This window comes from Pseudomonas sp. S30_BP2TU TE3576 (genome assembly GCF_050436025.1).
In the GTDB taxonomy this organism is placed as follows: Bacteria; Pseudomonadota; Gammaproteobacteria; order Pseudomonadales; family Pseudomonadaceae; genus Aquipseudomonas.
This window is the reverse complement of the sequence record NZ_JBNDLK010000001.1, coordinates 808,957-835,356: the sequence shown is the minus strand read 5'-3', so window position 1 is coordinate 835,356 and position 26,400 is coordinate 808,957. Positions and strand designations below refer to the sequence as shown.

Sequence of the window (26,400 nt, the reverse complement as noted above, 5' to 3'; positions counted from 1 at the left end):
TAATGCCATTATTCTTGGTGGGTGTTACGTCGTTTGTGGGGAGTATTGGCGGATTTAGAGGCAAGGAATGCGGAGTCAGCGGGGTAGGGGCCCGCCTGTAGGGCCGTGATTCAGAAGGTTCACGCAGAAAACTCGATGGATTAGCGGTAATGAAATGACAACCCACCCACAACCGCGAACGTATTCGCGGCAGTGGGCGCTGATTGCCAGGCAGCACTTCGTCACGTCCCGTTGGGATAGTTGATTAACGATGAAAGGAGAGCTTTCAGGAAGGCTCGCAATAATGGGCTTTATTAAAAACTCAGTGCTGTCGATTAGTACCGATAGGTTGCCTGGACTGAAAATCCATTCGCACTGTTTTCGTACTTGGCACTGTATTCCGGTTGAAGGCCGGAGTTGTTCGACTGTTTTACTGAGGCTTTGGAATCCCAGAGATAACCATAAGCAAAGTCTATCGTCAGATCGGAATTCGGCGAATAAGCGCCACCCAAGGTCACGGCCTGGCGATTCCCGACCGGAACGCGCACGCTGCGATCGGCATTTCCAATGGGCGACGGATCATAGGCGTAGCCTGCGCGCAGCAGCCATTGCTGGTTCAATTGCCAGGACGCGCCAACTGCGGTGGACCACGTGTCGTGCCAGTTCATTTCTTCGGTCACACTTCCCAGGCCGGCCGCCTGACCCAAGGGGGAAAGACCGCTATTGACTGCCTCGACCTTCTTGATCCGGCTCCAACGTTTCCAGGTGGTCCCCAGGTATCCCGTCCAGCGACTATTGAAATGATGGGTGATAGACGTGTCCACGGATTCGGGCATCGTGAGGTCTATCTTGTTGTCATAGTTTCCGTCCAGCGGGATAACGCTCGGGGAGCCGGAAACCTCAGTATGCCCTTTGAGTTCATAGCTCACCTTCGAGTGATAGTTAATCCCCCAACGGGTCGCATCACTCAAATCAAACAAAACGCCGACGTTGTAGCCAAGTGCCGTGTCATCGCCTTTGATGGTAACCAGTGTGTCCTGGCCGTTGTTCAGGGCGCCGGTGGCCAGGTAATTCTGAAGCTTTGCATTGAAACGGTTTATGGTCGGTCCGCCACCAATGGACACGTAATCATTGATCCGCCAGGCAATGGTGGGCTGCAGGGTTATTTCCTTGGTCGTGCTATAGGAGCCATGGTAGCGGCCCTGAAAGTTTCTCTCGTAATCATTGATCAGACCACTCGGAGCATACAGGCCAATACCAATCGAAAATCGATCGTCAAGCGGCGTCGACATATAGGCGAAAGGGACGACCCCCAAAGGTACCGAGTCCCCTTTATTCGTTCCCGGGGCACTGCTCTGCGCATCACTGATGTCATCGCTCACCGAGACGACCGCAGCTCCGCCGGAAATCTCAGCACGTTTCAACTTGGTCAAACCTGCGGGATTGCCAAAGATAGTGCTGGCATCCAGCGCGGAAGACGACCTGCCCGCATAAGCAGTTCCCGCACTGCTTGCACTTTGTTCGTTAAGGGCAATGCCATTGGCGCTTGCGCTTGTTGAAACGCTGAGTATTGCCGCGGCACCTGTGAATTTAATCCAGGAAGACACTTCTCGCACAGCTGAGAGACACGGGGTTGCACGGTTGCTCAGTTTCATTTCCCACCTCGTATTGTTTTTATTGACTGGTGCGCAGGCAAGGCTTCGCCTTCCGGTGCACTTGGCAGTGCCGGTTGGCGTTGATCGAAGTTGTGAAAAAGGCCCTGGCCGACTACTGCCAGGACCGAGGTGCCGAACTTACGAAGTCAGGATCATTTGAGCCACTCCACCTGAAAGCTATAGCGACCCAGAAGGAGGGCCAGGGACTCTTGATTTCTCCCGGCCCGGATGCAGGCGACTAACCCACGTTGTTCGTGCTGAATCACCTCTACCGCAATGTCCTTCAGACACATGCGTTCCACTTCCTGCCGAACTACTCGGGCCACCTCGCGCTGCTGCAAAGCAGGCTTGAAGATCTTGCCAACCGCAGTCAATGGCAGGGCGTCGAGGATTTCGATCCGCTTGGGAATGGCTGCCCGCTCACTGATGTGGTGCTGAGCAAACTGCTCAAGTTCTTCAACATTGCAGACGTGGCCTGGTCGCAGTTGCACGTAGGCGACCGGGACTTCGCCCGAATAGGCGTCCGGGCTGCCGATGGCGGCCGCCAACGCCACCGCTGGGTGGGCCTGCAAAGCCTCCTCGATTTGTTTGGGATCGATATTGTGGCCGCCGCGGATGATCAGTTCCTTTTTGCGCCCGGTCAGCCAGAAATAGCCATTTTCATCCTGGCGTCCCAGATCGCCTGTATTCAGCCAACGCTGACCATTGATTTCGATCCACAGGCCGCGGTTATGGTTTTCCTCAACGTAACCCTCGAACAGGTTCGGACCCGTGATGGTGATCAGGCCAATTTCATCGTTTTTGGCATCGCGCAGATATTCTCCCGAGTCATCGAGCAAGACTGCGCGCATGTCCTGGTAGGCAATCCGTATACCGATGGAGCCGATGTAGCGTTCGCCATGGGGTGGATTGACCGAGGAGACGCATGCGCCTTCCGTGAGTCCATAACCTTCGAGGATCTTCACCCCGGTCCGGCCTTCGAATTCCCGGAAAAGTTCGACCGGCATCGGCGCGGCACCGCACATGGCATAACGAAGGCTGGACAGGTCGCGGCCTTCCAGCTCATTTTGCAAAAGTGCGGAATAGACGGTAGGAACACCCGAGAAGAAGTTGATGCCGAAGTACTCAACCATCTCCCAGAAGCGTGGGATCACACCCTCACCACGATAACCCTGCGGCGTGCCGAGGATGACATGATCACCTTGGCTCCAAGGCATCAGGCCTGTCACCAGCTGTGCATTTACGTGGAACAGCGGCAACCCGCAGAAAATGACCTGGCCACTCCCGTGTGGCCGCATGTGCGTGTCCATGGCCCACGCGTTGAAGACCTCCGCCCCGTGCGTACGCATCGCAATCTTGGGCAGCCCGGTGGTACCGCCGGTGCAGAAGTAAGAGGAACGATCCTCAGGGCGGAACAGTCGGGCACTCTTCAGTTGCGTGCCTGGCTGAGCGTCCATCAACGTTCGTAATTCGTGAATCGTGGCCCCCCTGTGCAACTCACGTTCTTTCTCTGCCAGGGATTCAAGGGATTCACGCTGAGCGACATCAACGTAGGGTCCCATGCCAACCCAAACGACGTGCTTGATCTCGGGAAGTTGATCGAGCTGAGAGGCCAGCTTGGGCCACAGGTCGCTGCCCGGGGTCGGCGCGAGCGTTACCACCACGCTGGCCTTGGCGGCCCGTAGCAAGGCCGCTATCTGTTTGGCCTCTTGCAGCGGATTGATCGCCATGACGACACCGGCCGCTTCACCCCCCCAGATGGTGAAGTGGGTTTCCGGCAGGTTGGGCAGGATGAAGGCCAGTACTTCACCCGGGGTAATGCCCAGGTCGTGGAAGGCATTCGCCGCGCGAGTGATAGCTTCGACGAGTTCGGCATAGCTCCAGTGGTGGGTGTTCCTGAAGCAGCTGGCGTCGGCGAAGAAACTCAGTGCGGGCGCGTTGGGGCTGAGCCTGGCTGTCCGTGTCAGTGCTTCATAGGTGCTGGAAGCCAGGCTACGCTCTGCCAACGGGACCTGCTCGATACGTTCAATGTCGTTCAGTGATCGCACCATCATCGTCAGGCTTCCTCTACGACTCGGTTGCGTTGCACACCCAGATCAATCACGCCATCAACGCTGCTAATGCGCGCTTCGACGACGTCTCCTGGCTTGAGGTACTGAGACCGCCCTTCCTGCGCCTTTAGAAAAAGCTTCCACTTGGTGGCCTCTGGCATAAGGGCTGCGATGCGCTGTTTCGCAGGCGACGGTATCGTAAGAGCACAGCCGGCAGGAGTACCGGTGGCAATCAGATCTCCAACGGCGAGATCTTGCACGGCGGAGAGTTCGGTAAGGGTTTCAGCGGGACCGTAAACCAGGTTTACCGTACTGTCGTTTTGTCGCACCTGGTCGTTGACCGTCAGGCGTAGCTGCAAAGCTTTCAGGTAATGCATGTCCTTGGCATCCAGAAGGCAGAGGTAAGGACCGACCGGACCAAATGTGCGGAAACTCTTGCCCTTGTAGAACTGCATCTGGGGAATCTGAATGTCGCGGGCCGAGTAGTCATTGACAATGACGACGCCTGCGATGAACTCATGCAGATTGGCGTCAGTGACAGACACGGAACCGGTGATCGCGCGTTTCATCACAAGCCCCAGTTCAATCTCGTAGTCGAGGAAGCGCACGGTACGCGGCTTGATCAGGTCGCTGTCAGCCGCCACCAGGCAACTCGTCGCCTTGGTGAAGATCATGTTGAATTTCTTCGCATCCGGATCCATGCCCGACTCAATCATGTGCTGACGGTAATTGGCGCCCTGGCAGACGAACTGCTGGTTGCGGGTCACCGGCGATAGCAGTTTTACTACGCTCTCATCCAACTCCGAACCTTTCAGCTGAGCGAGGTCGTCAATACTGTTCTGGCGGATGAAATCACCGGTGGTTTCAAAAACACCGGGGATGACCGTGATACGGCCCTGGCGAAGCACGCCCCAGTGGATACCGTTCTCGAATTCAAAGCGGACTACATGTACAGCAGACATTGAAGGTACTCCTGGAGCGGCGTTTGTCCCGCATTCGGTGGCGTGGGAACTGTGGTGTTGTTCTGAAGGGGGGCTGGTAACGCTGTAGACCAACGAGCCGCCGGCGATCAAGGCACCGGCTTTGAGCACATCCCGCCGGCCATACTGGGTTGAGTTACCCGACATGGCGGCAGCTCTACCCGAACATCCGCATGAGTGTTATCAACTTGCGAATGGTTAAGTCCGGGCTGCGTCGCAGGTTGCGGATCAGCGCACGCACATTGCTGAAGCTCATCCTGGGTTTGGTAAAACTCTTGGGCATGCGCTGCCCCCACTGCGCCATTGCCTCGGGACTCACGGGATGAATGCCGGTAGGCCGAGTGGCCGTGAAAATATCCCCGTCGCAGTAATGCTCGTGCTTATCGCCCCATGGGTCTTGCCAGTAATCGAAGATCTGACTGCCCAGAATGTGTCGGCCGATGCCCCAGGAGTGCTTCCAGCCGCGCTCGCGCAGGACGCGCTGTCCCATTCCCACCGCGTCTGCATCGACGACTTCATAGGCGCTATGGCTATAGGTCGCCATGAACCCCTGTGCGATCGCCAACGTATGGTGATCTGCCGGCCTGTCACCGAGATCAAGGCGCATGAAGGCGACGATGGGGGTGCCGTCGGGGAGTACCTGTACATCACTGGGAATAAACCCGAAATGCTGGGTATACCAGGCACAAGTCGCCTGATAGTCAGCCACTTCAATGACGATATGGCCCAGTCTGAGGACTTCAGGCGGTGCAATCGGCGGGCGCTGTGTGGCGTTGATTCGCGGCTGCTCTTGCGCCAGATTCCAAGGAAGTGGGGCTCTGTGTTCCAGGGTTTTACCGGGCGTCTGGTCGCAAACCACCTCGACGATAAAGCCGGAAGGATCGGTCAGTCTGACGTAGTGGCCGCCACCAGGATGGGTCGAGGCCTCGACCGAGGATGCACCTGGAATTTGCGTCAGCTTTTCCAAATCCTTGAGCGATCGGACTGCCAGGCCGAACCCGATAAATCCTGCCTTTTCTGCACGGTGCACGCGGTAACAATAGGGAGCTGACTCTGTGCCGCGCAGATAGAGCATTTCGGTGCTCTTATGACTGACGGTCAGACCGAAGTCAGTCAGGAAATGCGCTGCCTCATTCAAGTCCGGCCTTTGAAAAATCAGGTGAGTCAGACCTTGAGCTTTCACCGTCGGTTGCGGATGCCTGGCAGGCTGTTGCGTTGCCAACCAGGGCATTTCATTTTTGCTATTCATTGTTCTTGTTTTCCAGTTTTTTAGGGCAAAGCGATCCCCGAACCCCTGAAAATTCCAGGGGTTTGCTCGTAGTGTCGGTTACCGCGCTTAGTCGATCGGAGGCAGTGCCGGCAACTCTACGGCCGCCAGCGCTTTCGCCTCTTCAAGAGGCACACCCAAGGCCCGCAACACGAGTTCGGCCGTATCAGATCCCGATTCGCGCCACGTTCTGTGCCCTTCCAGAACCAGGAAAATGGACCCGAGGACGCTGCTCGATATCAGCGTCAGGACCGAGAGCAATTGCTCTTGCTGAAACATGTACCGACCGGTGGAAAGTCCACTCAGAAGATCCGTCGTCGCCTGGCTGCTAAACATTTCACGCAGCGAAGAGCTGCTCATGGCGAACTTATGGATGAATGCCCCCCAGTGGGAGTCTTCGTGAGCCCGACGAATGAAGAGTCGGATGCCGTTGGCCAGGCGCTGAGCGGGATCGGATAGGGAGTTGAAACTCTTGTTGACCCGTTCATGCATCTCTTTGGCGAGCTGGCTGGCGACTGCTTCGAAAAGGCTTTCCATGCTCTCGATGTTGCTGTAGATCGTGCCGCGCGCCACCCCTGCTTCTTGTGCAAGATCGAGAATGTTCACTTGCGAGGTGCCTTTTTCCGCGAATAGACGAAAAGCGGCTTGGTGAATGCGGCGCTGTGTTGGGTTCAGGGATTGCACAATTTATCTCCAGACTCATCTGAGGTTCGATTGAACACCTGTGTTCAGTTTGTGTCAACGTGTTTTCGGGATGACAGCTCCCGCCTCGCGCCTTGATTTGATGTGAAGCTCATATTTTGTCTATAGAAGAAAGGGGGGGCTGGTTTTAAATGGGCTTGAAAAATTAGCGATTACAGTGGCGTAGTTGAACACTAGTGTTCAATAAGCCTTTTGGTCGCGGCCTGATCCCGCCAGCTGGATACGGTTTGAATGATGAACACGCCTCTACACATGGCGAGGAACGCTGCACAGGCGAAGCGAAAACCTGCATTTCAGGTGGGCAATGGCTTTACGGCTATTTCCCGGGCTTTGGCAGGCGTTACGCCCAAGGCCTGGAGAATCATTTCGGCGACCCGCACATCGTGCTCAATCACTGCACGTCCTTCGACAACAGAACGCATCGCTCCGGTTGTGCACGACAAGACCAAATCCAGGGCGATCCCTTCATCCTCATAAGCAAAAGTGCCTGCACGCAGCCCCTCACGCAGATCGCCAAGTACATGGGCAGCCAAACGCGAGCGCATGGCCTGGTCGAAATGGATGATGCGCAGCAGCGCATTCGCCCATTGGTGGTCGGCAGCCGCCCGACACACAAACATGCGAACACCAATCGAAAGCCGCTGCGCACCGCAATGCACGTCCGAGTTCATGACGGAAATGGCGTCAGAGAACTCGGAGGCCATGGCAATACCCACCGCTTCGAGTACTTCGTCGCGCGTTCGGAAATAGTTGTAGATGGTGCCGTTGGATACCGCCGCCTCTGCGGCTACCTCAAACAATGCAATCTCCCCCACCTCCTTACGTGCGATAAGCCGTAATGCCGCGTCTACCAGACCGCGACGGGTGCGCTCACGCTTCTTGTGGCCCCTGGTGAGAGGTTCCGGCTCAGCAGCTTCTAAAGGATGGGTGGGGGAATGCATGATCAGGCTCGTAATTTAATCGGCTCGTTGATGGTAATCGAAACGTTGTCAGGCGTGGCGTCATCGCTCATCAACAGGCCCCGGCAGTCTCGAAGGAGCCCGCTTGCCTCTGTGCCGGGGGCGTGGTGCATGATGATACGGTCAGGACGAACGGCGACCAGCGTTCCTTTAGCCGCCAGCGGCAGGATGTCATGGTTCATGTCTTCGATGAAGTCACAACTGCCGCCGGAGCGTTGACCGCGGGGTCTGACCTCCAGGAAGTGGCCCCCCATCTTTTCCCAGGAAACGATCTGATCAGTGGTGAGCAGTGACAACGGGTCAACACCGAATCCAACCAGGGTCAGGTTGTCCCCCAGTGCGTCGTCGCTCAGTTTGATCTGCTTTTGCAGGGTACGAATCCAGGCTTGGGGAAACAGGCTGCCACGTACCAGCTTGTCACCCCGACGATGCTGCACGAACAGGCCGTGCTTGAAGGTGTTCTTCGGCTTGATGTCCAGTTGCTCGAAGTACCTTCTGGTCGCTGGAGTCAACGCCAGCATACGCATCAGACCGTGGATGAAGAAAGCCGCGATCCTGTTCTTGGGCATTACCAGGCGGCCCATGAGTTTTGCCAGATTGATCATCGCCTGGGCATGCGGGCGGCGCTCTACATCGTAGGTATCGAGTATCGCAGGCGCGGCATGGCCACGAAGAACCCAAGCCAGCTTCCAGGCAAGGTTGGCGCCGTCACGAAGGCCCGCTACGAGACCTTGCCCCACAAAAGGGGGGGTGATGTGTGCAGCGTCACCGACGAGGAAAGTACGTCCCTTGCTGAATCTATTGCAGCAACGCGCGTGGAATCGATACACCGCCTTGCGCTCGATTTCCAGTTCCTGCGGATTGATCCATGGCGCAATGAGCCGCGCGATGCTTTCCGGGCTTTCCAGCTCCTCCCGGGATTCGCCGGGTTGCAGCATGAATTCCCAGCGTTCTCTTCCGCCGGGGGCGGGCATGTGCGGCGTGGGTCGCCGCGGATCACAGATAAACTCAATGTGATCAATGGCTGACTGATGCCGGTTCCTGGCATCGACAATCAGCCAATCCTCGGCATAGGTTTGTCCTTCGAACTCCTGGCCGATCAGCGCCCTGACCCTGGAGCTGGCGCCGTCCGCACCGATCAGATACTGGGCGCGAACGGAATGCGAGTGGCCATCTTGATCCCGTACAGTGGCGACTACGCACTCTGCTTCCTCGACCAGACTCTCCAGCTCGAAGCCACCCAGGCTGGTCACTGATTTCAGTCGGGAAACCTGGCCGCGCATCGCTCGTTCGAGGTCGGGTTGATAGAACGTCACTAGCTTGGGATGGCCGTGGATACACCCTTCAGTATTGGCTCGACCGAATTGTCCGAGGACTGGAGAGTGCATTTTCACTTCAGGGATAACGATCTTTTCGAAAGCATCCTCCGACAATCCGGCGAGTTGCAGGATGCGCAGAGCCTCGTTGTCCAGAGCAATGGCACGAGGCATCAGTACGATTTCATGGAGCTTGTCCAGCACCAGGGTCGTAACACCGTAGCGGCCGAGCAGCGCTGCGATTGTCGCACCTACCGGACCGTTACCGACGACCAGCACATCGACGGCGGAGGGAGGCAATTCGGAAACGTTCTTGTTGTTGTTCATCTCGAGCCCTTGTTGTGATTGAAGTCGTGAGGCGTACAGGTCTCATCGTCAGGCAGGGTCACGGTATGCAAAATTGAGAATAATTTCAATATTGATATTTTTGTCATTAAATTTGGTGCGCTGAAAAGCCGTGATGAGACCGAGCAGGCGAGTCGAGGTGTCCGGCACAGCAGACCGCATTCAGATCAAGACAGCGGTGCTGGATGCCACCCTCCACCGAGCCCGTCCGGTGATGCTGACTGTGATGGCCGCGGTGCTTGCAATATCTTCATGGCTTTTAAAGTTACGGCGAGTGGTGGATAGATATCTGTCCTGTACAGAATGCGTTCCGGGCGCAATGGGCCAAGGCAAGTCTGCGAGACGTCGCTATGATTCCTGAGGATTTCATTGCAAGAATTGCCCATGAAGCGCTTCATCCAAGGCGAACTTCGAGGCCATTCAGAGATGTCTACGAAACCAGGGACAATTCATTTCGATGAACCTGCATCTTAAGAAAAAACAAAGTCTGGAAATACAAAACACCCGCCAGTAATGGTTCGAGTGTTTGACTTGTATTTTTTACTGTAAAAAAACCCCGCATCTCCTGGGGGAAGATACGGGGCAAAAAAGTACACATGGTGAGGAAGGTCAGCCTCTTCAAATACAGATTGGGCTGCATTCGAAGCATCCGTTAAGGTGTCACCTGTAACCCCACCTTGGTCAACCCCCCTCGAAGTGCATTTAAGGCTGAGGGAGGGGAGAACAGAAATTAATAATTATCAAAAATAGATTAATGAGCGCCGATACAACACCGTAGATAGCGTCGATTCAATCGACCCCCTGCCAAGGCAGCCAAGAATAGTGCAGCCGCTGCTTCCCCCACCATAAGCCCCTGAAAAGCCTATCCCCCCGCAGCTCCGAGTAGAAAGAAAGGAGCGGCGAAAAAGGCAGAAGCCAGGCGTGCGCAGTGGTTGGTGATGAGGTCGCGAGGTTAAGACAGTTCTAATACAAGTCTGTCTTCGCTGATAGGCAAGAAGTGTGGTGCATTTATCCGACCTTCCAATCTGTTCACGAACGCCAGGGCTTCTGCATAGCTGCGAAATTTAACGCACCACGCATTCATCCATACATTCCAGTATTCCGGTGTGCTCGCTTTCTCGATTTTTATCAGCATCTTGGAGTCCCTCCGTTTGGTGGTTTAGCTCAGTCTCGAACCTGGAAAAAACCGAAGTGCGGTGTGTGAACTTTCGTCTGCGTGTCCCGGTTGAATATGCGGGGGGAAACAGTAAACAAGGTGAGAAGGGGCAGACTCCGTAGATGCAGATTTGACGGCATTCGAAGCTCTCGTCAAAGCCACATGCAGGTTCTACTTTCGCTAACCCTCCTCTATGCGCATTTAAAACGGATAAAGAGGGGGCTGGGAAATTAATAATTATCAAAAATAAATCGATGAACGTCGGGGCGAATCGGACTGAACTTCGCCTTATGTTGGGATATTGGTCACAGGTAGATTCAAACCATGTCTTTTCACATATCAAAGCCGGAAGTGAGCCTCCAGCACCTGCGACTCCGTCGCGAATGCGGTAATCGGCCTTGGTTTGCATTACTCGTTACGCGAGGACCGAGCTGCAAGTCACCCAAAACGCGGTATGCAGTGCAAATCAGGTCCTGAAGTTTCGAACCCACCAACCGCCACGACCCAAGGTAGCTGACGGCACGCCTCATCTGCTTCAACATAAAACAGTGTCTCGTTCCCACCTCGGGGTACGAACACTGTCTGGAGTCATCCGATGTGAACGTTCTCTTCATCTGCAGCCAGAATCGGCTGCGAAGTCCCTCGGCCGAGCAACGGTTTGCTGATTGGCCCGGCGTGGAAACTGCTTCAGCGGGTGTGGACTACGGGGCAGTTGTTCCGGTGAGCCCTGAGCTGCTGCAGTGGGCTGATTTGATATGTGTGATGGAGCCGATCCATCGACAAAAATTGATGGCGCGATATAGCTCTGAGCTGGCAGGCAAACGTATCGTCTGCCTGAACATACCTGATGAGTTCCAGTTCATGGAGCCTGCGCTGATCAAGCTGCTGGACGAGAGTGTGACGCAGTATCTACCTTCCTGAGAAAGGGCAGCCCCCCGGCAGATGTCGGGGGGCTGTGCGTTCTGGCGCGCCGGGTTCTATTTCGATACCACGATGCCTGCTGGCTTCCAGGTGCCTTCGCCAGCCGGCAGGATCGAAGGTGGTGTCTCTTTGGGCCAGTAGAGGCGCATCACCAGGTAGATCGGGCCGTCGGGGGCGGGCAGCCAGTTGCCTTCCAGCGCCTTGCCGGGCGAGTTCCGTTGGATATAGAGGGTCAACGAACCGTCGGCATTTTTCTTCATGCCGGGCAGCATGGGCGAGTTCAGTAGATAGCGGTCGATCGGGTTCTTGATCAACAGCTGTGTTTTACCGTCATACATGGTCACCGACCAGAAGGCGTTCACTGGAGGTAGTTGCCCGGCGGGGAAGGTGAGCGTGTAGTTGTGTTTGCTGCCGTCCAGTGGCTCGCCGGTCGCGGTTGTGCGGGTGATGGGGTAAGTGGCTTCCACGGCATCGTTGCCGTAAATACCGCCTTTGGCCCCGCCCGCGCGCTTCAACCAGTCGCCATTGTAGAAATGGCGGTCGCCAAAGTACGAGCCGATGCCCCAGCCATTGACGTTCTTGAGTCCGCCGGACAACCACTTGTCCACCTTCTCGTCACCTTCCTTCATGCCCAGCAGGACAGCGGCCTTGTGTTCGAGCGAGAGGTCTTTGAACTCGAAGCTCTTGCCCGGTCCAATGCCGATTTTCGCGATTCGAGCCCGAATCTCCCGGTCTTCCGGCGTTGGCGGCACGTACTGGAGCGCGGTATCGAGGTACTCGAAGAAGTTCTCCTTGATCCCCGCCTTGGTAGTCGCAGGGAAATTGATTACCGGCGGTGCCGGTGGCGCCGGTTGTTTCAAAAACGCCGACAGCGGCTGGACTTTGTAGCCCGACTGCACCTTCATCACGTTCGGCATGTCCTTGGGATTGAAGAGCTGGGTGCGATAACCAGCGACCGTGAAGGGGGTTGTCGAATGGAAGACCTTGTTGATGCCCGGTGGTGTGGACCCCTTCCAGTCAGGCCCGGCCACCAGGTAGTTGCCCGGGCCGTTCCCCGTGGCGCGGCTGCCGATGTAGCCGTAGTTGTAAGTATTGCCGTCGATCAGTTGCACCGAGTAATAACGTTTCTTTTCCACTGCCGGTACCGTGAGCACCATGGGCTCGGCGCGCAGATCCAGCCAGAGGAAGGAGTAGGGCGTGTCGCTGTTGGGTGTGACAATGGCCGTGTCCTGGTAGGTGAAGACGCGGGGTTCGTTCTTGATCTGGTTGAAGGGGGCCTTGAACTGTGGGCCGTTCTTGTCCACGGCGTACTCATACATCACCGCATAGTTCATGACGATCGGCAGTCCGTAGATGAAGGCTTCCTCGGCGATGGCCTTCGTCTCGGTGAGGCCGGGGGCGGCGATACCTTTGGCTGCGTCGGCTTTCCCGGCCTGGGCCACAGGGTCGTTCTGGCTGGCACAGCCTGCAACAAGAGCCGCCGAGGCGGCAGCGATTGCGATCCATTTCATGCAGGTTGAATATTCCGGTTTCATCATTGTGTTGCTCCTGTCACCACAGTCCTCTCTGCCCTGGATGTCCTGATCAGCGATTGGATGCGCCGAGGGCTCCAGCTGGTTTACTGCCGTACACGAGCATAGATCATTGATCGGAAAGAGCAGGTAGCTGGTCCATGAAGCCCGCCAGGCGCGGCATTCGGCTGATGCCTGCCAGTCAAGTGTTTGAACACTGCAAACCTTGTGGGAGCGAGCTTGCTCGCGATGGCGGACTGTCAGACACCTCTTGTGTGACTGTCCAACCGTCATCGCGAGCAAGCTCGCTCCCACAATATCCGGGGCTTACCTGACTGGCATCAGGTGCATTCGGCGCCCGCTTTCGATTACTCCGTGGTCTGCGCTCGCAAGCATTTGCTGGAAATATAAACACAGACCTGAGATGTTCATTGCCCCCCGGTTTTGACTCACCGAAGCTATCGTCAATCAGCCCTCCCGCCGTCGAGATGGACCTCTATCCAATGCAAACCCCACCCTCCCAACGCCCCCTCTGGAAAATCTACCTGCTTTTCCTTGCCCCGATGGTCCTGTCGAACTTCCTGCAATCCATGTCCGGTACCGTCAACAGTATCTACATCGGCCAAATGCTCGGCACCCAAGCCCTGGCGGCCGTATCCGGCATGTTCCCCATTGTTTTCTTCTTCATCGCCCTGGTCATCGGCCTCGGTGCTGGCGCCGGGGTGTTGATCGGGCAGGCGTGGGGTGCGCGGGAGGTGCATCTGGTGAAGGCGATTGCCGGAGCGACGTTGTTGTTGGGGGTGTTGATCGGGTTGGTGGCGGCGGTGGTGGGGAGTGTGTTTGCGCGGTCGGCGTTGGTGGGGTTGGGGACGCCGGCGGATGTGTTGGACGATGCGGTGGCGTATGCCCACGTGATGTTGTGGATCATGCCGTCGCTGTTGGTGTTTGTGTTGTTCACCCAGTTATTGCGCGGGGTGAGCGATACGTTGTCGCCGTTGTTGGCGCTGGTGGTGTCGACGTGCGTGGGTTTGGCGCTGACGCCGGCGTTGATTCGCGGGTGGATCGGGTTGCCGCCGATGGGGATTCAGAGTGCGGCGTACGCCGGATTGGTGGGTAACCTGGTGGCGATGGGGTTGCTCGCGTGGCGGCTGATCGGCAAGGGCCATCCGCTGGCACCGGACCGGGAGTTCTTTGCGGTGATGAAGCTGGACATGGCGATTCTCGGCAAGGTGTTGCGCATCGGTTTGCCCACCGGGTTGCAGATGGTGGTGTTGTCGCTGTCGGAGCTGGTGATTCTGGCGCTGGTGAACCAACACGGTTCCCAGGCGACGGCGGCGTACGGGGCGGTGACGCAGATCGTCAATTACGTGCAGTTTCCGGCGCTGTCGATTGCGATTACCGCGTCGATCCTCGGGGCGCAGGCGATCGGGGCCGGGCGCATCGAGCGCATGGGTCCGATTCTGCGCACGGGGTTGATGATCAACGTGTGCCTGACCGGTGGTCTGGTTGTATTGGGTTACTTGCTGTCGCACTGGTTGCTGGCCTCGTTCCTGACCGAAGAGGCGACGCGCAGCATGGCCCGGCACTTGTTGCACATCATGCTCTGGAGCCTGTTGGTGTTTGGCTTCCAGGCGATTATCGGCGGCATCATGCGCGCCAGCGGTACGGTGCTGGTGCCGGTGGCGATTTCCATTGTCTGCGTGGTGGGCGTGCAGTTGCCGGCGGCGTATCTGCTGGATGCGAAGTTCGGGTTGCAAGGAGTATGGATGGCGTTTCCGGTGGCGTATCTGGGGATGCTGGTGTTGCAGACGCTGTATTACAAACTGGTGTGGCAGCATCAGAAGATCGAGCGGTTGGTGTAGGCGGGACGCGGCGCAAGGGGCATGCTGTTCACTGAAGCTCGCCACAAAAGGACGGTGTGACTGAAAAAGACAGGTGCGATCGCCTATGCCAGTCAGTCAAGCAATCTCAGCCGTGACACCCTTTGTAGCAGCTGCCGAGCCCGCGAGGCTGCGTTCGGCTGCGAAGCAGTCGTAAAATCAGTAATCGCGGTACGTCAGGCAGGCCGCGTCAGCTGGACTCACGACTGCTATGCAGCCGAACGCAGCCTCGCGGGCTCGGCAGCTGCTACAGATCGCATTATCGCTTAACTGACTGGCATGAGGCGTGATCGCCTGGGGAGGTTTTCGAATGGACCCCTTGTCCCATTCCATTTTGCAGGACCGGGCGGCGGCCGGGCGGCGTTTGATTGAGCCGCTGCGGTCTTATGCTAACCGACCCAATGTGATTGTTCTGGCCTTGCCCCGTGGCGGCGTGCCGGTGGCTTATGAAGTGGCCACGGCGCTGAAGGTTCGCCTGGACCTGATGCTGGTGCGCAAGCTCGGCGTGCCGTCCCGTCCGGAGTACGCCATGGGCGCGATTGCCAGCGGCGGTATCCAGATTCGCAATGAAGAGGCACTGCGGGCGCACCCGATTGATCGTGTCGCGTTCGACGCCGTGGTCGAACGGGAAACCCGCGAGCTGCTGCGCCGCGAGCGGGTTTACCGCGGCACGCGGGCGCCGGTGCAGCTCAAGGACCAGGTGGTGATCCTGATCGACGACGGCTTGGCCACCGGCGCTTCGATGATGGCGGCGATCCAGGCGCTGCGGGTGCAGGCACCATCGCGCATCGTGGTGGCGGTGCCGGTGGCGCCGGTCGATACGGCGCAGGCGCTGCGTAGCGAGGTGGATGAATTGGTCTGCCTGTTGATGCCGCAGTGGTTCACTTCGATCGGTCATTGGTACATGGATTTTTCCCAGACCCCGGATACCGAGGTTATCGAGCTGTTGCAGCGAGCGTGGCAACGCGAGGAGTGTGGGTAACGCGGGCGGCCATCGACAGGTGGTCGCAAAACAACGCCTGAGGTGGAATAAACCCCCGTAGTTTGCTTTAGTCCATTGGGTGCCACCCTTCGTGTGCGGCACGACAACTCAAGACGGGAGCCCTCCCGGAGAGTGCCATGAACCTTCGATCCGCGTGTTTCGTCGCTCTGGCCGGTACGTTTGTGTTCGGCCTTATGCCGTTCGCTGGAGCCGTGGAATACAAGGAAGTGAACGCCAAGGCCAGTACATTGAGTTTCACCTATGAGCAAATGGGTTCGAGAACCTACGGCACCTTCGGCAAGTTCAAGGCCAAACTGGACTTCGACACCGATGACCCCAGCGCCGCCCATGCCGCGCTGACCATCTACCTGAAGAGCATCGATGCCGGCAGCAGCGACGCCAATACCGAGCTGCAAAAGCCGGCGTGGTTCGACTCCGCGACTTATCCGGTGGCGACCTTCGAGTCGACCTCCATCAAGGCCCTGGGCAATAACCGCTACACCATCACCGGCAAGCTTTCCCTGCGGGGGCTTACTCGGGAAGTGAGTGTACCGGTGCTGCTGAAATCGGAGAGCGCCATCGGCATTTTCGAGGGCCAACTGGTGCTCAAGCGTGACGACTTCAAGATAGGCGAGGGCGAGTGGGCGGACAGTGTGGTGTCCAACGAGATCAATATCCGTTTTCGGATGGTGGCGCCGCAGCGGTGACTGGAGACCCCATCGATAATTTGCCGGCCATTGACGTGACCATGCTGATGGGAAAATAGAGAGGTTTTTCTGATCGACCGAGGAGCCGCCATCGCGGGCAAGCCCGCTCCCACAGGGATCTGAGTCGAGCATAATTTCTGTGCTCACTGAAGATCCTTGTGGGAGCGGGCTTGCCCGCGATGGCGTTGTCACAGTCAATACAAAGGCTAAGATCAATCAGGCCTCGGTACCACCGTACGATCCACAAAAAAGCGCCCGGTCCACATTGCATGGACCGGGCGCCGATCAAACCGCTCTATTGCGCCACTACTGGCACTGTCACGGTTTTTCCGAAGGCCGATTTGATGGTCGCTGTCGGGCTAGGCGACGGGCCACTGCCGACGGTCGTCACCGCTATATTCCAGCGCGCACCTGTAGCCGTAGGCGTCAGGGTGGCGGTGCCAAGGTTCACCGTACCGGTTGTGGTCGTGGCCGTCGCCGTGATGGTATTGCCCGTGCCACGCGAGGTGGTGCCGGACAGCACCCAATACCAGCGGCTGTTGCTGCGGGCGGTGACGGTAGCGCTGGTGACGATCAGGTTCTCGTTGACCGCTGCCGAGACCGCCACGGACACCGTCGCCGATGCCGACTCCGCGCCCTTGGCATCAGCGGCTTTATAGGTAAAGGTCGCAGTGAACGGCGCGGCGACCGTGGCCGGTGGTGTGTAGATCACGCGCGTACCATCGGTACTGACTACGCCCTTGCCGGAGTCCGGTTGCTCCAGCCCCACCACTTTCAGTGGCACGTTACCGTCAGGGTCGGTGTCGTTGGCCAGGACGTTGATAGTCACCGGTTGGCCGTTGTTGCTGATGGCGCTGTCGGGGTTGGCGATCGGTTTTTGGTTATCGCCGTCGTTATTGGCGCGGGTATCGCCAGTGCGGAAGGTCGGCAACGCGGAGGAATTGACGTAGGTGACGCCGTCCCAGCCGGGCAGGGGCGCTGGCATTAACTGGAACTGGCCGGGGTGCTCGATATCCCAGCGCAGCAACATGGACGTGTCCTCGTGCTGGGTGTTGTGGCAGTGCTCCATGTAGGTCCCGGCGAATTCCCGGAAACGGATCGCCATTTCCACGTCCACCGAGCTGTCGATGCCATCGCCGATGCGATAGACGTCCTTGCGCGCCCATTTTTCCCATTCCGGCGGCGGGTTGCCATCGCGGTGGAGGATGATCCCCTCTTCAAAGTGCACGTGCACCGGGTGGTTCCAGCCGTTGCCGCCGCTCTTGATTCTCCACACTTCCAGGGTGCCGTCGCCGGAGAACCCGGCCGGGGTCGGGCCGTTGGCCAGTTGCGGAGCGGCGCTGATGATTCGAGTATCCATGGGGAAGCCGAATTGACCACCGTCGGTCTTGATCGTCCACGGTGCTTCGTCGGTGCCATCGGAGCGGCCGAAGATGAACTCGCGATGCCGCGCCGCCTTGAGCTTGGCCTGTACCACCGGATCATCGCGGTTGAGGGTTAGCGGGATCATGGTCTTGCCGGCCGGTTTACCCGGTTTGGCGGGTTCGTAGTCGGCGGGGTTCATGCTCACGTCCTGGCCGGTATAAGGCTGGACCACCATCTGCATGAACTTGCCCACCCCCGGGTCGCCGCCGTCCCATTCCAGCCCTTTGCTGCCCAGCTTGAGCACCGCCTTGTACGTCCCGGACAGCACGTCGGCCAGGCTCAGCACTGTAGCCTCCGGCCCCTTGCCGTCGTGGTGCTCCATCAGGTTGACGAAGTACAGCTTGTCGCCGGTGTTGATCCCGTTTTTCGCGAAGTTGACGATGATGTCGTAACGCTCGGCGATGCCCATGGTGGGCAGGATGGCGTTGTGGTTCTGCAGGTCACCGTTACCTTCCAGGTCCATGCTGCCGTCGAACGGCACGGCATGTTCCATAAGGTTGCCGTCGTTGGCGATCAAGTGGAACGGCACGCGGCTATAAGACACGCCGGAACCGGCCGGCCCGGGGAATTCGCCACCGGTGCCGGCGACTTCACGCACCAGCGCGATCCTGAAGTAGCGCGACACCGAGCCATTGAGGATGCGGAAGCGATAGCTGCGCGCCCGCACGTTCAGGCGTGGCTGATACTGCCAGTTGACCAGGACCTGATCGCCGAGGAAGCCGTCGGTGTTGAACGGGTTGAACCACAGTTGGCCATTGGCGTCCCAGGCCTTGTCGGCCACCATCAGGTTGACGTCATAGTCGCGGTTGCCCCAAGGCAGCGCCGAACCGCTGGGCAGGCGCAGGTTGACGCCGTCTTCGAAGGCTTCGTTACCGCGATCCAGGGCGCTGTAGTAGTTCATCATCACCGCGTTGCCCTTGTAGACGTTCTGCGCGGTGAAATCGACCATGTGATCGTGGAACCAGTGGGTGCTCATGGTTTCACGCCAGTCGCCACGGATCTTGATGCTGCCGTTGTTGCACGTCTTCAGGCCTGGAGTGGCATCGTTGACGAACAGGGTTTCGCCCGGGGCGCAAGGGAACGCCGCACGCGGATCCTGAGCGCTGGTGTTGATGGTGTCGTAACCGGCCAGCTGGATCGGCCAGCGATAGTCGTAGTACTGCCCCGGAAAGAAAAACGCACCGGAAAAACCATCGCTTTCGGCCGGGGAGTGGCCGTTATGTTCGTGGGTGGTGAGGGTGTGCAGGCCAAACCCCATGTTGGCCGCTGGATCGATCGGCAGGGCGTTGTAGTGGCGCATCAGCGCGGCTTGACCGTAACGCACCATCAACAGTTTTGGCGGAAAGGTGCCGTCGAAGGTCCAGAGCGCCTTGTGGTTCTGAATCGGCATGTTGGGGTGAAAACGAACATTTATGCCTTTGGTGGTGCCCGCAATGACCGGGGTGCTCGAAGTCTGGTTGTAGAGCCCGCCAGGCCCGAACTCACCGACGGCGTAGTTGTGCAACTGTCGGCGGTCGCGCATGCCGCTGTTGAGCTGGGCGCCCGCTTGCACGGTTTTGAAGCCGACCTGCGGGTAGAACTCGTTCCAGCGCTGGTGCGACCAGCCTTTTCCTGGCGGACGACCTTCGGCCGGTGAACCGACCGGATGGCGGTTGAGGAAGGCTTCGATCTGCGCTTTCCACGGGTTGCGGTCCAGTACGTTGGAAAACTGCGACGGAAACGGGTACAGCCCCGGCTGGCGCATGAAGGCTACCAGTGCCGTGGGCGAAGGGCCGCTGCGGGCGATGTTGTTCGGGTCCTGCGTGGGCGCCGGGCCGACGAGCGGAACCGGAAAGGTCAGGGGTGGTGCCGGCAGTGTCGGGTCGAGTTTTTCCGTACCGAATTCTTCGAACAGCAGCAGTTGCTGAGTGTACGGCTGCGCCCCGAACAATGGGCTGGGCTTGCCATTGGTGGGGATTTTGAAGGATGTTTGCAGGGCTGGCGGCAGCACGTTATCAGTCGTTGGCGTGGTGAGGCGGGTGCCAAAAGCGCCATTGGGCAGGGCGATGGAGCCTTGGTTGACGGGTGGCATGGCCCGTAAGGCAGCCGCTGCGGCGTCGAGGTCGGCCGGGGGATTGCTAAATGCCGAGGGGTCCGTCGGTGGTGGCGGACCGAAATCATCCAGCGGTACGGCATTGGCGGTGCCGATGCTGACGTTGATCAGCAACACAGCGGCGATGCCCGGTTTTCGGAAAAAACCGAGCGACTGGAGGTCAGGCATTTTTTTCATGTTGTTCCCCTCGGGGCGCGCCGGTGTGGCTGACGTTCGCATTTCGCTCAATGCAAGAGGTGCGCCAATCGCGGGGAGATCGAGGGAGACAAAAACCTGATTGATATCAAAAGACTGGCGGTTCGGACTTTAGTCGTAGTGGCCTGGTGGGTGGGAATCCTCACAGTTGGGGGGCTTTACCCATTGATTCCCCCCCATTCACACCGCAGGCCGTTGTGGTAGTGGATGCTATCGCGAGCATGCGAACTCCCACAGAAGATCGAGGAGTGGGCAAAACCGCAGTCCCCTGTGGGAGCAAGCCTGCTCGCGATGAGGCAACTACATCCAGCACAAATTGTGCCTGAGTCATTGCTGTCAGCCTCGAAAACGCAACGCCTCCAGCCGTAACGCAAACGCCGGCGATGTACATGGCTCATGAATAGGGGGGATGTCTGTCCATCACCCTTCGGACCGCAGGTGTCAGGCGCGCTATGATAGGCGGCCCTTGCCTCCCGGAGCCTGTCACCGCAATGCCCCTGATCAGCCACTTCAAGACCCCGTGCCCCGAGCACATCAATAGCCAGATCCTGCAGATGGTGGTCGACAACCTGACCGACATCAGCATGGTCGCGATCCCGCCCAGCAACCTGCTGTACAACCTCTATCAATACGCGATCGGCTATGAGGTGCATCTGTATCTGGAGGCGCTGAACGGAGAAAAGGGCATTGCCGTGGAGTTGATCGTTGCCACTGATGAAGACGATCCGGAAAAGGTCATTGGCTTTGTGCTGTACCTGCCGGTACAGGACGACCCTGAGGCTTGCGGCGTGGCGTACATGGCGGTACAGGCCGAATATCGGCGCCAGGGCGTGGCCCGGTGGATGCTGCGGGAAATGGTCGGCCGTTATCCCCATGCCGAGCTGACCTGCGCGGTGGTCAAGGTGCCGTATTTCGAGGCGATGGGTTTTCAGGTGGTGGGCGTGCGTGCGACCCAGGTGTTGATGAACACCCGCGACCACGCCACCGATGGCTTGATGGCGCTGCTGGATGTGGCGTCGATCTACAGCTCGCTGGAAGTGCGGCAGATTCATACCTACCTGCTGCAAAAGCACGGCAAGCGGGCCATGACCGACGCGGAAAAACAACGCGACCGGCACCTGGACCAGTTGACGCGCAAGGCCAATGAATTTGTGCGGGCGCGGTTGGGTGACGATGCGGTGCCGGCGTCTGGCTCCCGGTTGCGCCTGGTCTGATCGCACTCTCCCAAACACCACAAATCCTCCTGTGGGAGCGGGCTTGCTCGCGAAAGCGGTGTGTCAGCCAACATTGATGGCGACTGACACGACGCCTTCGCGAGCAAGCCCGCTCCCACATTTAACTGCGGGCAGCGTTTAGGGCAGCTTCACATTCATGGTGATCCGCGCCGTGAACACCTTCTTGCCCTCGGCATCGTGAATGTCCACCGGCACGATCTTGTCGCCTTCAGTGGCCCAGTCCACTGCTTCCCCCGCGGCCACCGCCGTCACATCGCTCTTGGCCTTGGCCAGGTATTCGACAGTCATGCCTTTGGGAATCCAGCGTGCGCCGGCGGGAATGGAAACGTCGGTCATCATCCCGGCAGCCAGTTCGGCGGCATTGCACATGGCAATGGCATGCACCGTACCCAAATGATTGGTGATCTCCCGGGCGAACGGTACGTGCACGGTGGCAGAGCCATTGCGCAAGTCCTTGACCAGCGGGTTGATGCTGGAGAAATAGGGTGCTACCTGGCAGGCCATTTGGCTGAAGGCTTCCGGGCCTGCGCTGTTGAACATGCTGAGGAACTGACTCATTTTGATGCCTCTTGAGGATGACAGTTTGCAGAACAATATTCCGTAACAGAATATTGTTCTGTGACGGAACAGTATTCTGTCGATGAGAAATCTGTCAACCTGTTGCGACTTACCCGTTGGCATTCGCCAGCGTCCTCATGATTGTTCTGGACTGTTTTTCAGCATGGAAACCGCCGACCTGCTCGAACGCTGCTACCCCGGACGACGCGCCGAACTCAAGCGCGGCATCTTCAGAAAGGCCCTGTGCCTGTTCAACGAACAGGGGATCGAGGCCACGACCATCGAAATGATTCGCGCCGAATGCGATACCAGTGTCGGCGCGATCTATCACCATTTCGGCAACAAGGAAGGTCTGGTGGCGGCGCTGTTTTTTACCGCCCTCGACGATCAGGCCCGTTTGCGCGACAGCTACCTCGCTGATGCACACACCACACAAGCAGGGGTGCATGCGCTGGTGCACAGCTATGTGGATTGGGTCGATAGCCAGCCGGAGTGGGCACGCTTCCAGTACCACGCGCGGTTTGCCGTCACCAAGGGGCCGTTCAAGGACGAACTCGCCACCCGCAACAAGACGCGCAACAAGCAGTTGCTGGAGTGGTTGGGGGCACACGGTAATGAGCTGGGGAATTTTCCGGCGGAATTGATACCGTCGCTGATCGTCGGCCAGGCCGACAGTTACTGCCGCGCCTGGTTGTCGGGCCGGGTCAAGGGCAGCCCGAAGGCGTACCGGGACATGCTGGCGCAGGCAGCGTGGCGTTCGCTGTGCATCCCCCAACCCCAATGAAAATCCCCCCCTGTGGGAGCGGGCTTGCTCGCGAAGGCGTCGTATCAGTCGCCATAAATATTGACTGACACACCGCCTTCGCGAGCAAGCCCGCTCCCACAATGAATAGTGTTGGTTTTCAGAGGCAAAAAAAGAGCCTCAAAGCTCTTTGATGGGGAGGAAGAGGAGCCGTGAGGCTCAAGATGCGCGTGAAGCAGGCGGTGAGCTTGGTAGGGGTTCAGTGCACTCACCACCTACGCAGCGGTTTGAGTCAACAAACGGCTGCGCAAGTTCATCGTAAAAAGACCGAGTATTTCACTCAAGTACCACTAGTCGCATCCCCCGGCCAGCCAGCGCTACGCAACGCCTTGAGCAACGTTTCGACATCCAGCCCCTGCACCGCGTGCCCGTTGCCTTCGGCAGTGTCGGCGGCGAGCAAGGCATTGATGATGGCTTCCTCCACGGCTTCGGTGGCGGCCAGGAACAGCTCGCTGATGTGGTCGTTGTTGACCATGCTCAGGTTGTCGGTGGTCGGTGTTTTCTTGCTCTCATAGGCGGCCGGCGGCACGTGATCGTTGCCGGTGGCGAAGGCGATGAAGATGTCGCCGCTGTGGTCTTCATTGCCGCCGCCGGTGCGGGCCAGGCCGAGGCTGGCGCGTTGGGCCAGGCGCGTGCACTGGTGTGGCAGCAACGGCGCATCGGTGGCCAGGCAGACCACGATCGAACCCATGCCCGGATGGGGCAACGAGGCCTTGAGGAACGGCGAATCGACCTGTTCCATGTAGCGCCCGACCGGATACCCGTCGACGCGCAGTTCATGGCGGATACCGTGGTTGGCCTGGACAATCGCCCCCACCGTCCAGCCACCCTGGGCGCCGTTCAAGCGTCGCGACGCGGTGCCGATGCCGCCCTTGAACTCGTGGCAGATCATGCCGCTGCCACCGCCGACATTACCTTCGGCCACCGGGCCACCCGCCGCCGAGCGCACGGCCTGGGCCACGTGTTCAGGCTTCACGTGAAAACCGTTGATGTCGTTGAGCAGGCCGTCGAAGGTTTCCAGCACCACCGGCATGTTCCAGTAGAGACGCCCGTCATCGGCTTGCTGCTCGCGGTCAAGCACGATCAGCGCATCGCGAACCACACCCAGGCTATGGGTGTTGGTGAACGCGATGGGGCTGGTCAGCAACCCCGCTTCGCGAATCCACTCCAGCCCCGTGGCATCGCCATTGCCGTTGAGCACATGTACGCCGGCAAAACAGGGTTGCTGACTGGTGGAACCGGCACGCGGTTCGATGACGGTGACGCCAGTGAGGATGTCGCGGCCATTGGCTGTGCGGCCTCGTACATCGCTGTGGCCGACCCGCACGCCGGGGACATCGGTGATGGCGTTGAGCGGGCCGGGTTGCAGTTGGCCGAACGGAATTTTCAGGTCGCGGGCGCGTGGTTTCATGGCTTTCTCATCTTCAGATCGTGGCAGAAAAAGAATATTTGTTGGGCACCACGGACACTGTGGGAGCGAGCTTGCTCGCGATGGGGTCGTTACATTCAACATCTATGGCAACTGATCCACCGCTATCGCGAGCAAGCTCGCTCCCACAGGGTTTTGCGGTGTCCTTGCTACTGACCGTTTTTGACCTTGCTCCAGATCCGCGTGCGCACTCGCTCGGTGGCCGGAGGCAAAGGCTGGAGGGTAAACAACGTGGCCATGGCTTCCGCTGGCGGATAGACGGCCGGGTTACTGCGGGTCGCCTCGGCGACCAGCGTCGTGGCGCTGCGGTTGCCGTTGGGATAGTTGAGGTGGTCGCTGACCGGGGCGATGACTTCAGGGCGCATCAGGTAGTCGATGAACGCCATCCCTTGTTCGGGGTGCGGTGCGTCCTTGAGCAGCACCAGCGTGTCGAACCACACCGGCGCGCCTTCCTTGGGCAGGCTGTAGGCGATCTTCACGCCGTTGCCGGCCTGCTCGGCTGTGGTCTTGGCTTCGAGCATCGCCCCGGACCAGCCGACCGCCACGCAGATGTTGCCGTTGGACAGGTCGCTGATGAACTTCGACGAGTTGAAGTAGGCGATGTGCGGGCGCAGCTTGAGCAGCAGCGCTTCGGCCTTCTTGTAGTCTTCGGGATTGGTGCTGTTGGGTGGCAGGCCGAGGTAGTGCAGGGCCACCGGCAGCATCTCCGACGGCGAGTCGAGCATGGCCACACCGCACTCGCCGAGCCTGGCCAGGTTCTCTTCCTTGAACACCAGATCCCAGGAATCCACAGGCGCTTTGTCGCCCAGCACCGCGCGCACTTTGTCGATGTTGTAGCCAATGCCGTTGGTGCCCCAAAGATACGGCACGGCGTACTGGTTGCCCGGATCGTTGTTGGCCAGTTTCGCCAGCAGATCGGCGTCCATGTTCTTGAAGTCCGGCATCTGCGAGCGGGGCAGTGGGGCGAGGGCGCCGGCCTTGATCAGGGTGGGCAGACTGAAGTTGCTCGCCACCACCACGTCGTAGCCGCTGCGGCTGGTGAGTAACTTGCCTTCGAGTACTTCGGCGCTGTCGAAGGTGTCGTAGACCGGCGCGATCCCGGTGTCACGCTTGAAATCCTGCAGGGTGGTGGGGCCGATATAGTCGTACCAGTTGTATACGTGCACGGTCGGGGTTTCGACGGCAAAGGCCGGCAGCGACGCCGCCAGACAGGCGCCAAACCCCAGATTGAAATACAAGCGGTGACGACTCATGATGCGGCACTCCTGGCCTGCTATGGCCGGTGGTAATCAGGAGTTTGCAGCGTATCGACCGGGGTGGCCTTCACCCATTCCCATCATGGGTTACTCAAAAGGGGTAGTGCGTGGACGCGTTGTTGAAAGAGTTGCCGGTGCACCAGGGGCTGGCGCGGGTTTTCACGGCAGTGGGGCGGGACGGTTTCTGGCGTGCGCTGGTCGATACCCTACGCTTGCTGGTGCCGCTGGACAACGCCCTGGTGGCGCTGATGCGGCCGGGGCATGTGCCGCGCCTGCTGATTGATTTCGATGCCAATGGCAACCGCGATGAGCAGGAAGAACTGGCGGACTACAGCGCCGGCATGTACCTGCTCGATCCGTTCTATCAAGCCGCCTGTGCGGGCATTGCCGACGGTTTGCACAGCCTCGAATCAGTGGCCCCCGACCAGTTCCAGCACAGCGAGTATTACCTCAGTTACTTCAGCGCCGTGGTCGGTGGGGACGAGTTGCAGTTCATGGTCAACATCGACGGCGCCGTGCTCGGTCTGTCCCTCGGGCGTTCTTCGCGCTTTAGCCTTGAGGAGCAGGGCCGCCTGCTGTGCGTGCGTGATTGGGTATTGGCAGCGATGCGCCGACACCTGGATTTGCTGCCGCCGGAAGGGCCGGTCGCCGAACCACCGGCCGGCGATCTGGCGACCTTGCTCGATCGCTTCGACGCACGCCTGACGCTGCGGGAAATCGAAACTGCGCGCCTGATTCTCCAGGGCTTCTCCAGCAAGGCCATCGCCCAGCAAATGGGCATTTCCCCGGAGACAGTGAAAGTGCACCGGCGCAACCTCTATCACAAGCTCAACGTGAGCGGGCATGGCGAGTTGTTTGCCTTGGTGTTGCAGCCGCGTTGAATCGCCTGCCCTGCGTCTCATCCGCTTGAATGGAAAAAGCGTTGCCCACCATGGTGGTGTCAAAGACGCTCAACTGTAACTTCTTACAGTTTCGGTCCGGCGTAAAAGGGCTCAGT

Annotated in this window: 19 protein-coding genes; 7 read left to right on the top strand and 12 right to left on the bottom strand. The window is 58.7% G+C overall.

All coding sequences use genetic code 11. The annotated features are described in order from the left end of the window. Positions 1-314: 314 nt before the first annotated feature. From ABIA48_RS03715 to ABIA48_RS03685, 7 genes are all read right to left on the bottom strand, one after another. Positions 315-1,634: an outer membrane protein transport protein gene (locus tag ABIA48_RS03715; protein ID WP_429487110.1), complete on the bottom strand. Its 1,320-nt coding sequence runs from the start codon at positions 1,632-1,634 to the stop codon at positions 315-317. A gap of 152 nt (positions 1,635-1,786) precedes the next feature. Then, entirely contained in the window at positions 1,787-3,688 is a 1,902-nt protein-coding gene (locus ABIA48_RS03710; protein ID WP_429487109.1) for an acyl-CoA synthetase, read from the bottom strand. A 2-nt stretch (positions 3,689-3,690) separates the two neighbouring features. Next, positions 3,691-4,647 (bottom strand): fumarylacetoacetate hydrolase family protein, encoded by a 957-nt coding sequence (locus tag ABIA48_RS03705; RefSeq protein WP_429487108.1) that lies wholly within the window; start codon positions 4,645-4,647, stop codon positions 3,691-3,693. Between the two features lie 175 nt (positions 4,648-4,822). After that, a complete protein-coding gene (locus tag ABIA48_RS03700) occupies positions 4,823-5,914 on the bottom strand; it encodes a VOC family protein (protein ID WP_429487107.1) in 1,092 nt (363 codons plus the stop codon). A gap of 87 nt (positions 5,915-6,001) precedes the next feature. Continuing rightward, positions 6,002-6,616 carry a TetR/AcrR family transcriptional regulator gene (locus ABIA48_RS03695; RefSeq protein ID WP_429487106.1) on the bottom strand — a complete coding sequence of 205 codons (615 nt, stop codon included), beginning with the start codon at positions 6,614-6,616 and terminating at the stop codon, positions 6,002-6,004. Between the two features lie 311 nt (positions 6,617-6,927). Next, the gene (locus ABIA48_RS03690; protein ID WP_429487105.1) at positions 6,928-7,575 is read right to left on the bottom strand and encodes a TetR/AcrR family transcriptional regulator; all 648 of its coding nucleotides are present in this window, start codon (positions 7,573-7,575) and stop codon (positions 6,928-6,930) included. Positions 7,576-7,577: 2 nt separating this feature from the next. After that, a complete protein-coding gene (locus tag ABIA48_RS03685; RefSeq protein ID WP_429487104.1) occupies positions 7,578-9,236 on the bottom strand; it encodes a bifunctional 3-(3-hydroxy-phenyl)propionate/3-hydroxycinnamic acid hydroxylase in 1,659 nt (552 codons plus the stop codon). Between the two features lie 1,771 nt (positions 9,237-11,007). Between ABIA48_RS03685 and ABIA48_RS03680 the strand changes: the two genes are divergently transcribed. Continuing rightward, complete coding sequence (locus ABIA48_RS03680) at positions 11,008-11,331, top strand: low molecular weight protein tyrosine phosphatase family protein (protein ID WP_429487103.1); 324 nt, start codon at positions 11,008-11,010, stop codon at positions 11,329-11,331. Positions 11,332-11,387: 56 nt separating this feature from the next. On the opposite strand, the gene ABIA48_RS03675 is transcribed toward ABIA48_RS03680, so the two are convergent. Further along, positions 11,388-12,866 carry a DUF1254 domain-containing protein gene (locus ABIA48_RS03675; RefSeq protein ID WP_429492779.1) on the bottom strand — a complete coding sequence of 493 codons (1,479 nt, stop codon included), beginning with the start codon at positions 12,864-12,866 and terminating at the stop codon, positions 11,388-11,390. Between the two features lie 479 nt (positions 12,867-13,345). Here ABIA48_RS03675 and ABIA48_RS03670 point away from each other — a divergent pair, with 479 nt between their 5' ends. The 3 genes from ABIA48_RS03670 to ABIA48_RS03660 all read left to right on the top strand — a co-directional run bounded on the left by ABIA48_RS03670 (position 13,346) and on the right by ABIA48_RS03660 (position 16,411). Next, the gene (locus tag ABIA48_RS03670) at positions 13,346-14,704 is read left to right on the top strand and encodes an MATE family efflux transporter (RefSeq protein WP_429487102.1); all 1,359 of its coding nucleotides are present in this window, start codon (positions 13,346-13,348) and stop codon (positions 14,702-14,704) included. A gap of 328 nt (positions 14,705-15,032) precedes the next feature. Continuing rightward, on the top strand, positions 15,033-15,704 hold the full coding sequence (locus ABIA48_RS03665) for a phosphoribosyltransferase (RefSeq protein ID WP_429487101.1): 672 nt from the start codon (positions 15,033-15,035) through the stop codon (positions 15,702-15,704). A 137-nt stretch (positions 15,705-15,841) separates the two neighbouring features. Then, positions 15,842-16,411 carry a YceI family protein gene (locus ABIA48_RS03660; protein ID WP_429487100.1) on the top strand — a complete coding sequence of 190 codons (570 nt, stop codon included), beginning with the start codon at positions 15,842-15,844 and terminating at the stop codon, positions 16,409-16,411. A gap of 295 nt (positions 16,412-16,706) precedes the next feature. On the opposite strand, the gene ABIA48_RS03655 is transcribed toward ABIA48_RS03660, so the two are convergent. Continuing rightward, entirely contained in the window at positions 16,707-20,105 is a 3,399-nt protein-coding gene (locus tag ABIA48_RS03655) for an Ig-like domain-containing protein (protein ID WP_429487099.1), read from the bottom strand. A 509-nt stretch (positions 20,106-20,614) separates the two neighbouring features. On the opposite strand from ABIA48_RS03655, the gene ABIA48_RS03650 reads away from it, so the two are divergent. Beyond that, a complete protein-coding gene (locus ABIA48_RS03650) occupies positions 20,615-21,337 on the top strand; it encodes a GNAT family N-acetyltransferase (protein WP_429487098.1) in 723 nt (240 codons plus the stop codon). A gap of 138 nt (positions 21,338-21,475) precedes the next feature. On the opposite strand, the gene ABIA48_RS03645 is transcribed toward ABIA48_RS03650, so the two are convergent. After that, positions 21,476-21,916 (bottom strand): hotdog fold domain-containing protein, encoded by a 441-nt coding sequence (locus tag ABIA48_RS03645; RefSeq protein WP_429487097.1) that lies wholly within the window; start codon positions 21,914-21,916, stop codon positions 21,476-21,478. Positions 21,917-22,079: 163 nt separating this feature from the next. Between ABIA48_RS03645 and ABIA48_RS03640 the strand changes: the two genes are divergently transcribed. Beyond that, positions 22,080-22,700, top strand: coding sequence for a TetR/AcrR family transcriptional regulator (locus ABIA48_RS03640; RefSeq protein WP_429487096.1), 621 nt, complete (start codon positions 22,080-22,082; stop codon positions 22,698-22,700). A 298-nt stretch (positions 22,701-22,998) separates the two neighbouring features. Here the strand turns inward: ABIA48_RS03640 and ABIA48_RS03635 are convergent, their stop codons facing one another. Both ABIA48_RS03635 and ABIA48_RS03630 read right to left on the bottom strand, forming a co-directional pair. After that, on the bottom strand, positions 22,999-24,129 hold the full coding sequence (locus ABIA48_RS03635) for a P1 family peptidase (protein ID WP_429487095.1): 1,131 nt from the start codon (positions 24,127-24,129) through the stop codon (positions 22,999-23,001). 167 nt (positions 24,130-24,296) lie between these two features. Then, positions 24,297-25,400: an extracellular solute-binding protein gene (locus ABIA48_RS03630; protein WP_429487094.1), complete on the bottom strand. Its 1,104-nt coding sequence runs from the start codon at positions 25,398-25,400 to the stop codon at positions 24,297-24,299. Between the two features lie 110 nt (positions 25,401-25,510). Between ABIA48_RS03630 and ABIA48_RS03625 the strand changes: the two genes are divergently transcribed. Next, positions 25,511-26,284 (top strand): helix-turn-helix transcriptional regulator, encoded by a 774-nt coding sequence (locus ABIA48_RS03625; RefSeq protein ID WP_429487093.1) that lies wholly within the window; start codon positions 25,511-25,513, stop codon positions 26,282-26,284. The last annotated feature ends 116 nt before the right edge of the window (positions 26,285-26,400 follow it).

Coding starts and splice junctions, on each gene's coding strand:
- ABIA48_RS03715 (WP_429487110.1), bottom strand. CDS start 1,634: ATGAAACTGAGCAACCGTGCAACCCCGTGTCTCTCAGCTGTGCGAGAA.
- ABIA48_RS03710 (WP_429487109.1), bottom strand. CDS start 3,688: ATGATGGTGCGATCACTGAACGACATTGAACGTATCGAGCAGGTCCCG.
- ABIA48_RS03705 (WP_429487108.1), bottom strand. CDS start 4,647: ATGTCTGCTGTACATGTAGTCCGCTTTGAATTCGAGAACGGTATCCAC.
- ABIA48_RS03700 (WP_429487107.1), bottom strand. CDS start 5,914: ATGAATAGCAAAAATGAAATGCCCTGGTTGGCAACGCAACAGCCTGCC.
- ABIA48_RS03690 (WP_429487105.1), bottom strand. CDS start 7,575: ATGCATTCCCCCACCCATCCTTTAGAAGCTGCTGAGCCGGAACCTCTC.
- ABIA48_RS03685 (WP_429487104.1), bottom strand. CDS start 9,236: ATGAACAACAACAAGAACGTTTCCGAATTGCCTCCCTCCGCCGTCGAT.
- ABIA48_RS03675 (WP_429492779.1), bottom strand. CDS start 12,866: ATGAAACCGGAATATTCAACCTGCATGAAATGGATCGCAATCGCTGCC.
- ABIA48_RS03670 (WP_429487102.1), top strand. CDS start 13,346: ATGCAAACCCCACCCTCCCAACGCCCCCTCTGGAAAATCTACCTGCTT.
- ABIA48_RS03665 (WP_429487101.1), top strand. CDS start 15,033: ATGGACCCCTTGTCCCATTCCATTTTGCAGGACCGGGCGGCGGCCGGG.
- ABIA48_RS03660 (WP_429487100.1), top strand. CDS start 15,842: ATGAACCTTCGATCCGCGTGTTTCGTCGCTCTGGCCGGTACGTTTGTG.
- ABIA48_RS03655 (WP_429487099.1), bottom strand. CDS start 20,105: ATGAAAAAAATGCCTGACCTCCAGTCGCTCGGTTTTTTCCGAAAACCG.
- ABIA48_RS03650 (WP_429487098.1), top strand. CDS start 20,615: ATGCCCCTGATCAGCCACTTCAAGACCCCGTGCCCCGAGCACATCAAT.
- ABIA48_RS03645 (WP_429487097.1), bottom strand. CDS start 21,916: ATGAGTCAGTTCCTCAGCATGTTCAACAGCGCAGGCCCGGAAGCCTTC.
- ABIA48_RS03640 (WP_429487096.1), top strand. CDS start 22,080: ATGGAAACCGCCGACCTGCTCGAACGCTGCTACCCCGGACGACGCGCC.
- ABIA48_RS03635 (WP_429487095.1), bottom strand. CDS start 24,129: ATGAAACCACGCGCCCGCGACCTGAAAATTCCGTTCGGCCAACTGCAA.
- ABIA48_RS03630 (WP_429487094.1), bottom strand. CDS start 25,400: ATGAGTCGTCACCGCTTGTATTTCAATCTGGGGTTTGGCGCCTGTCTG.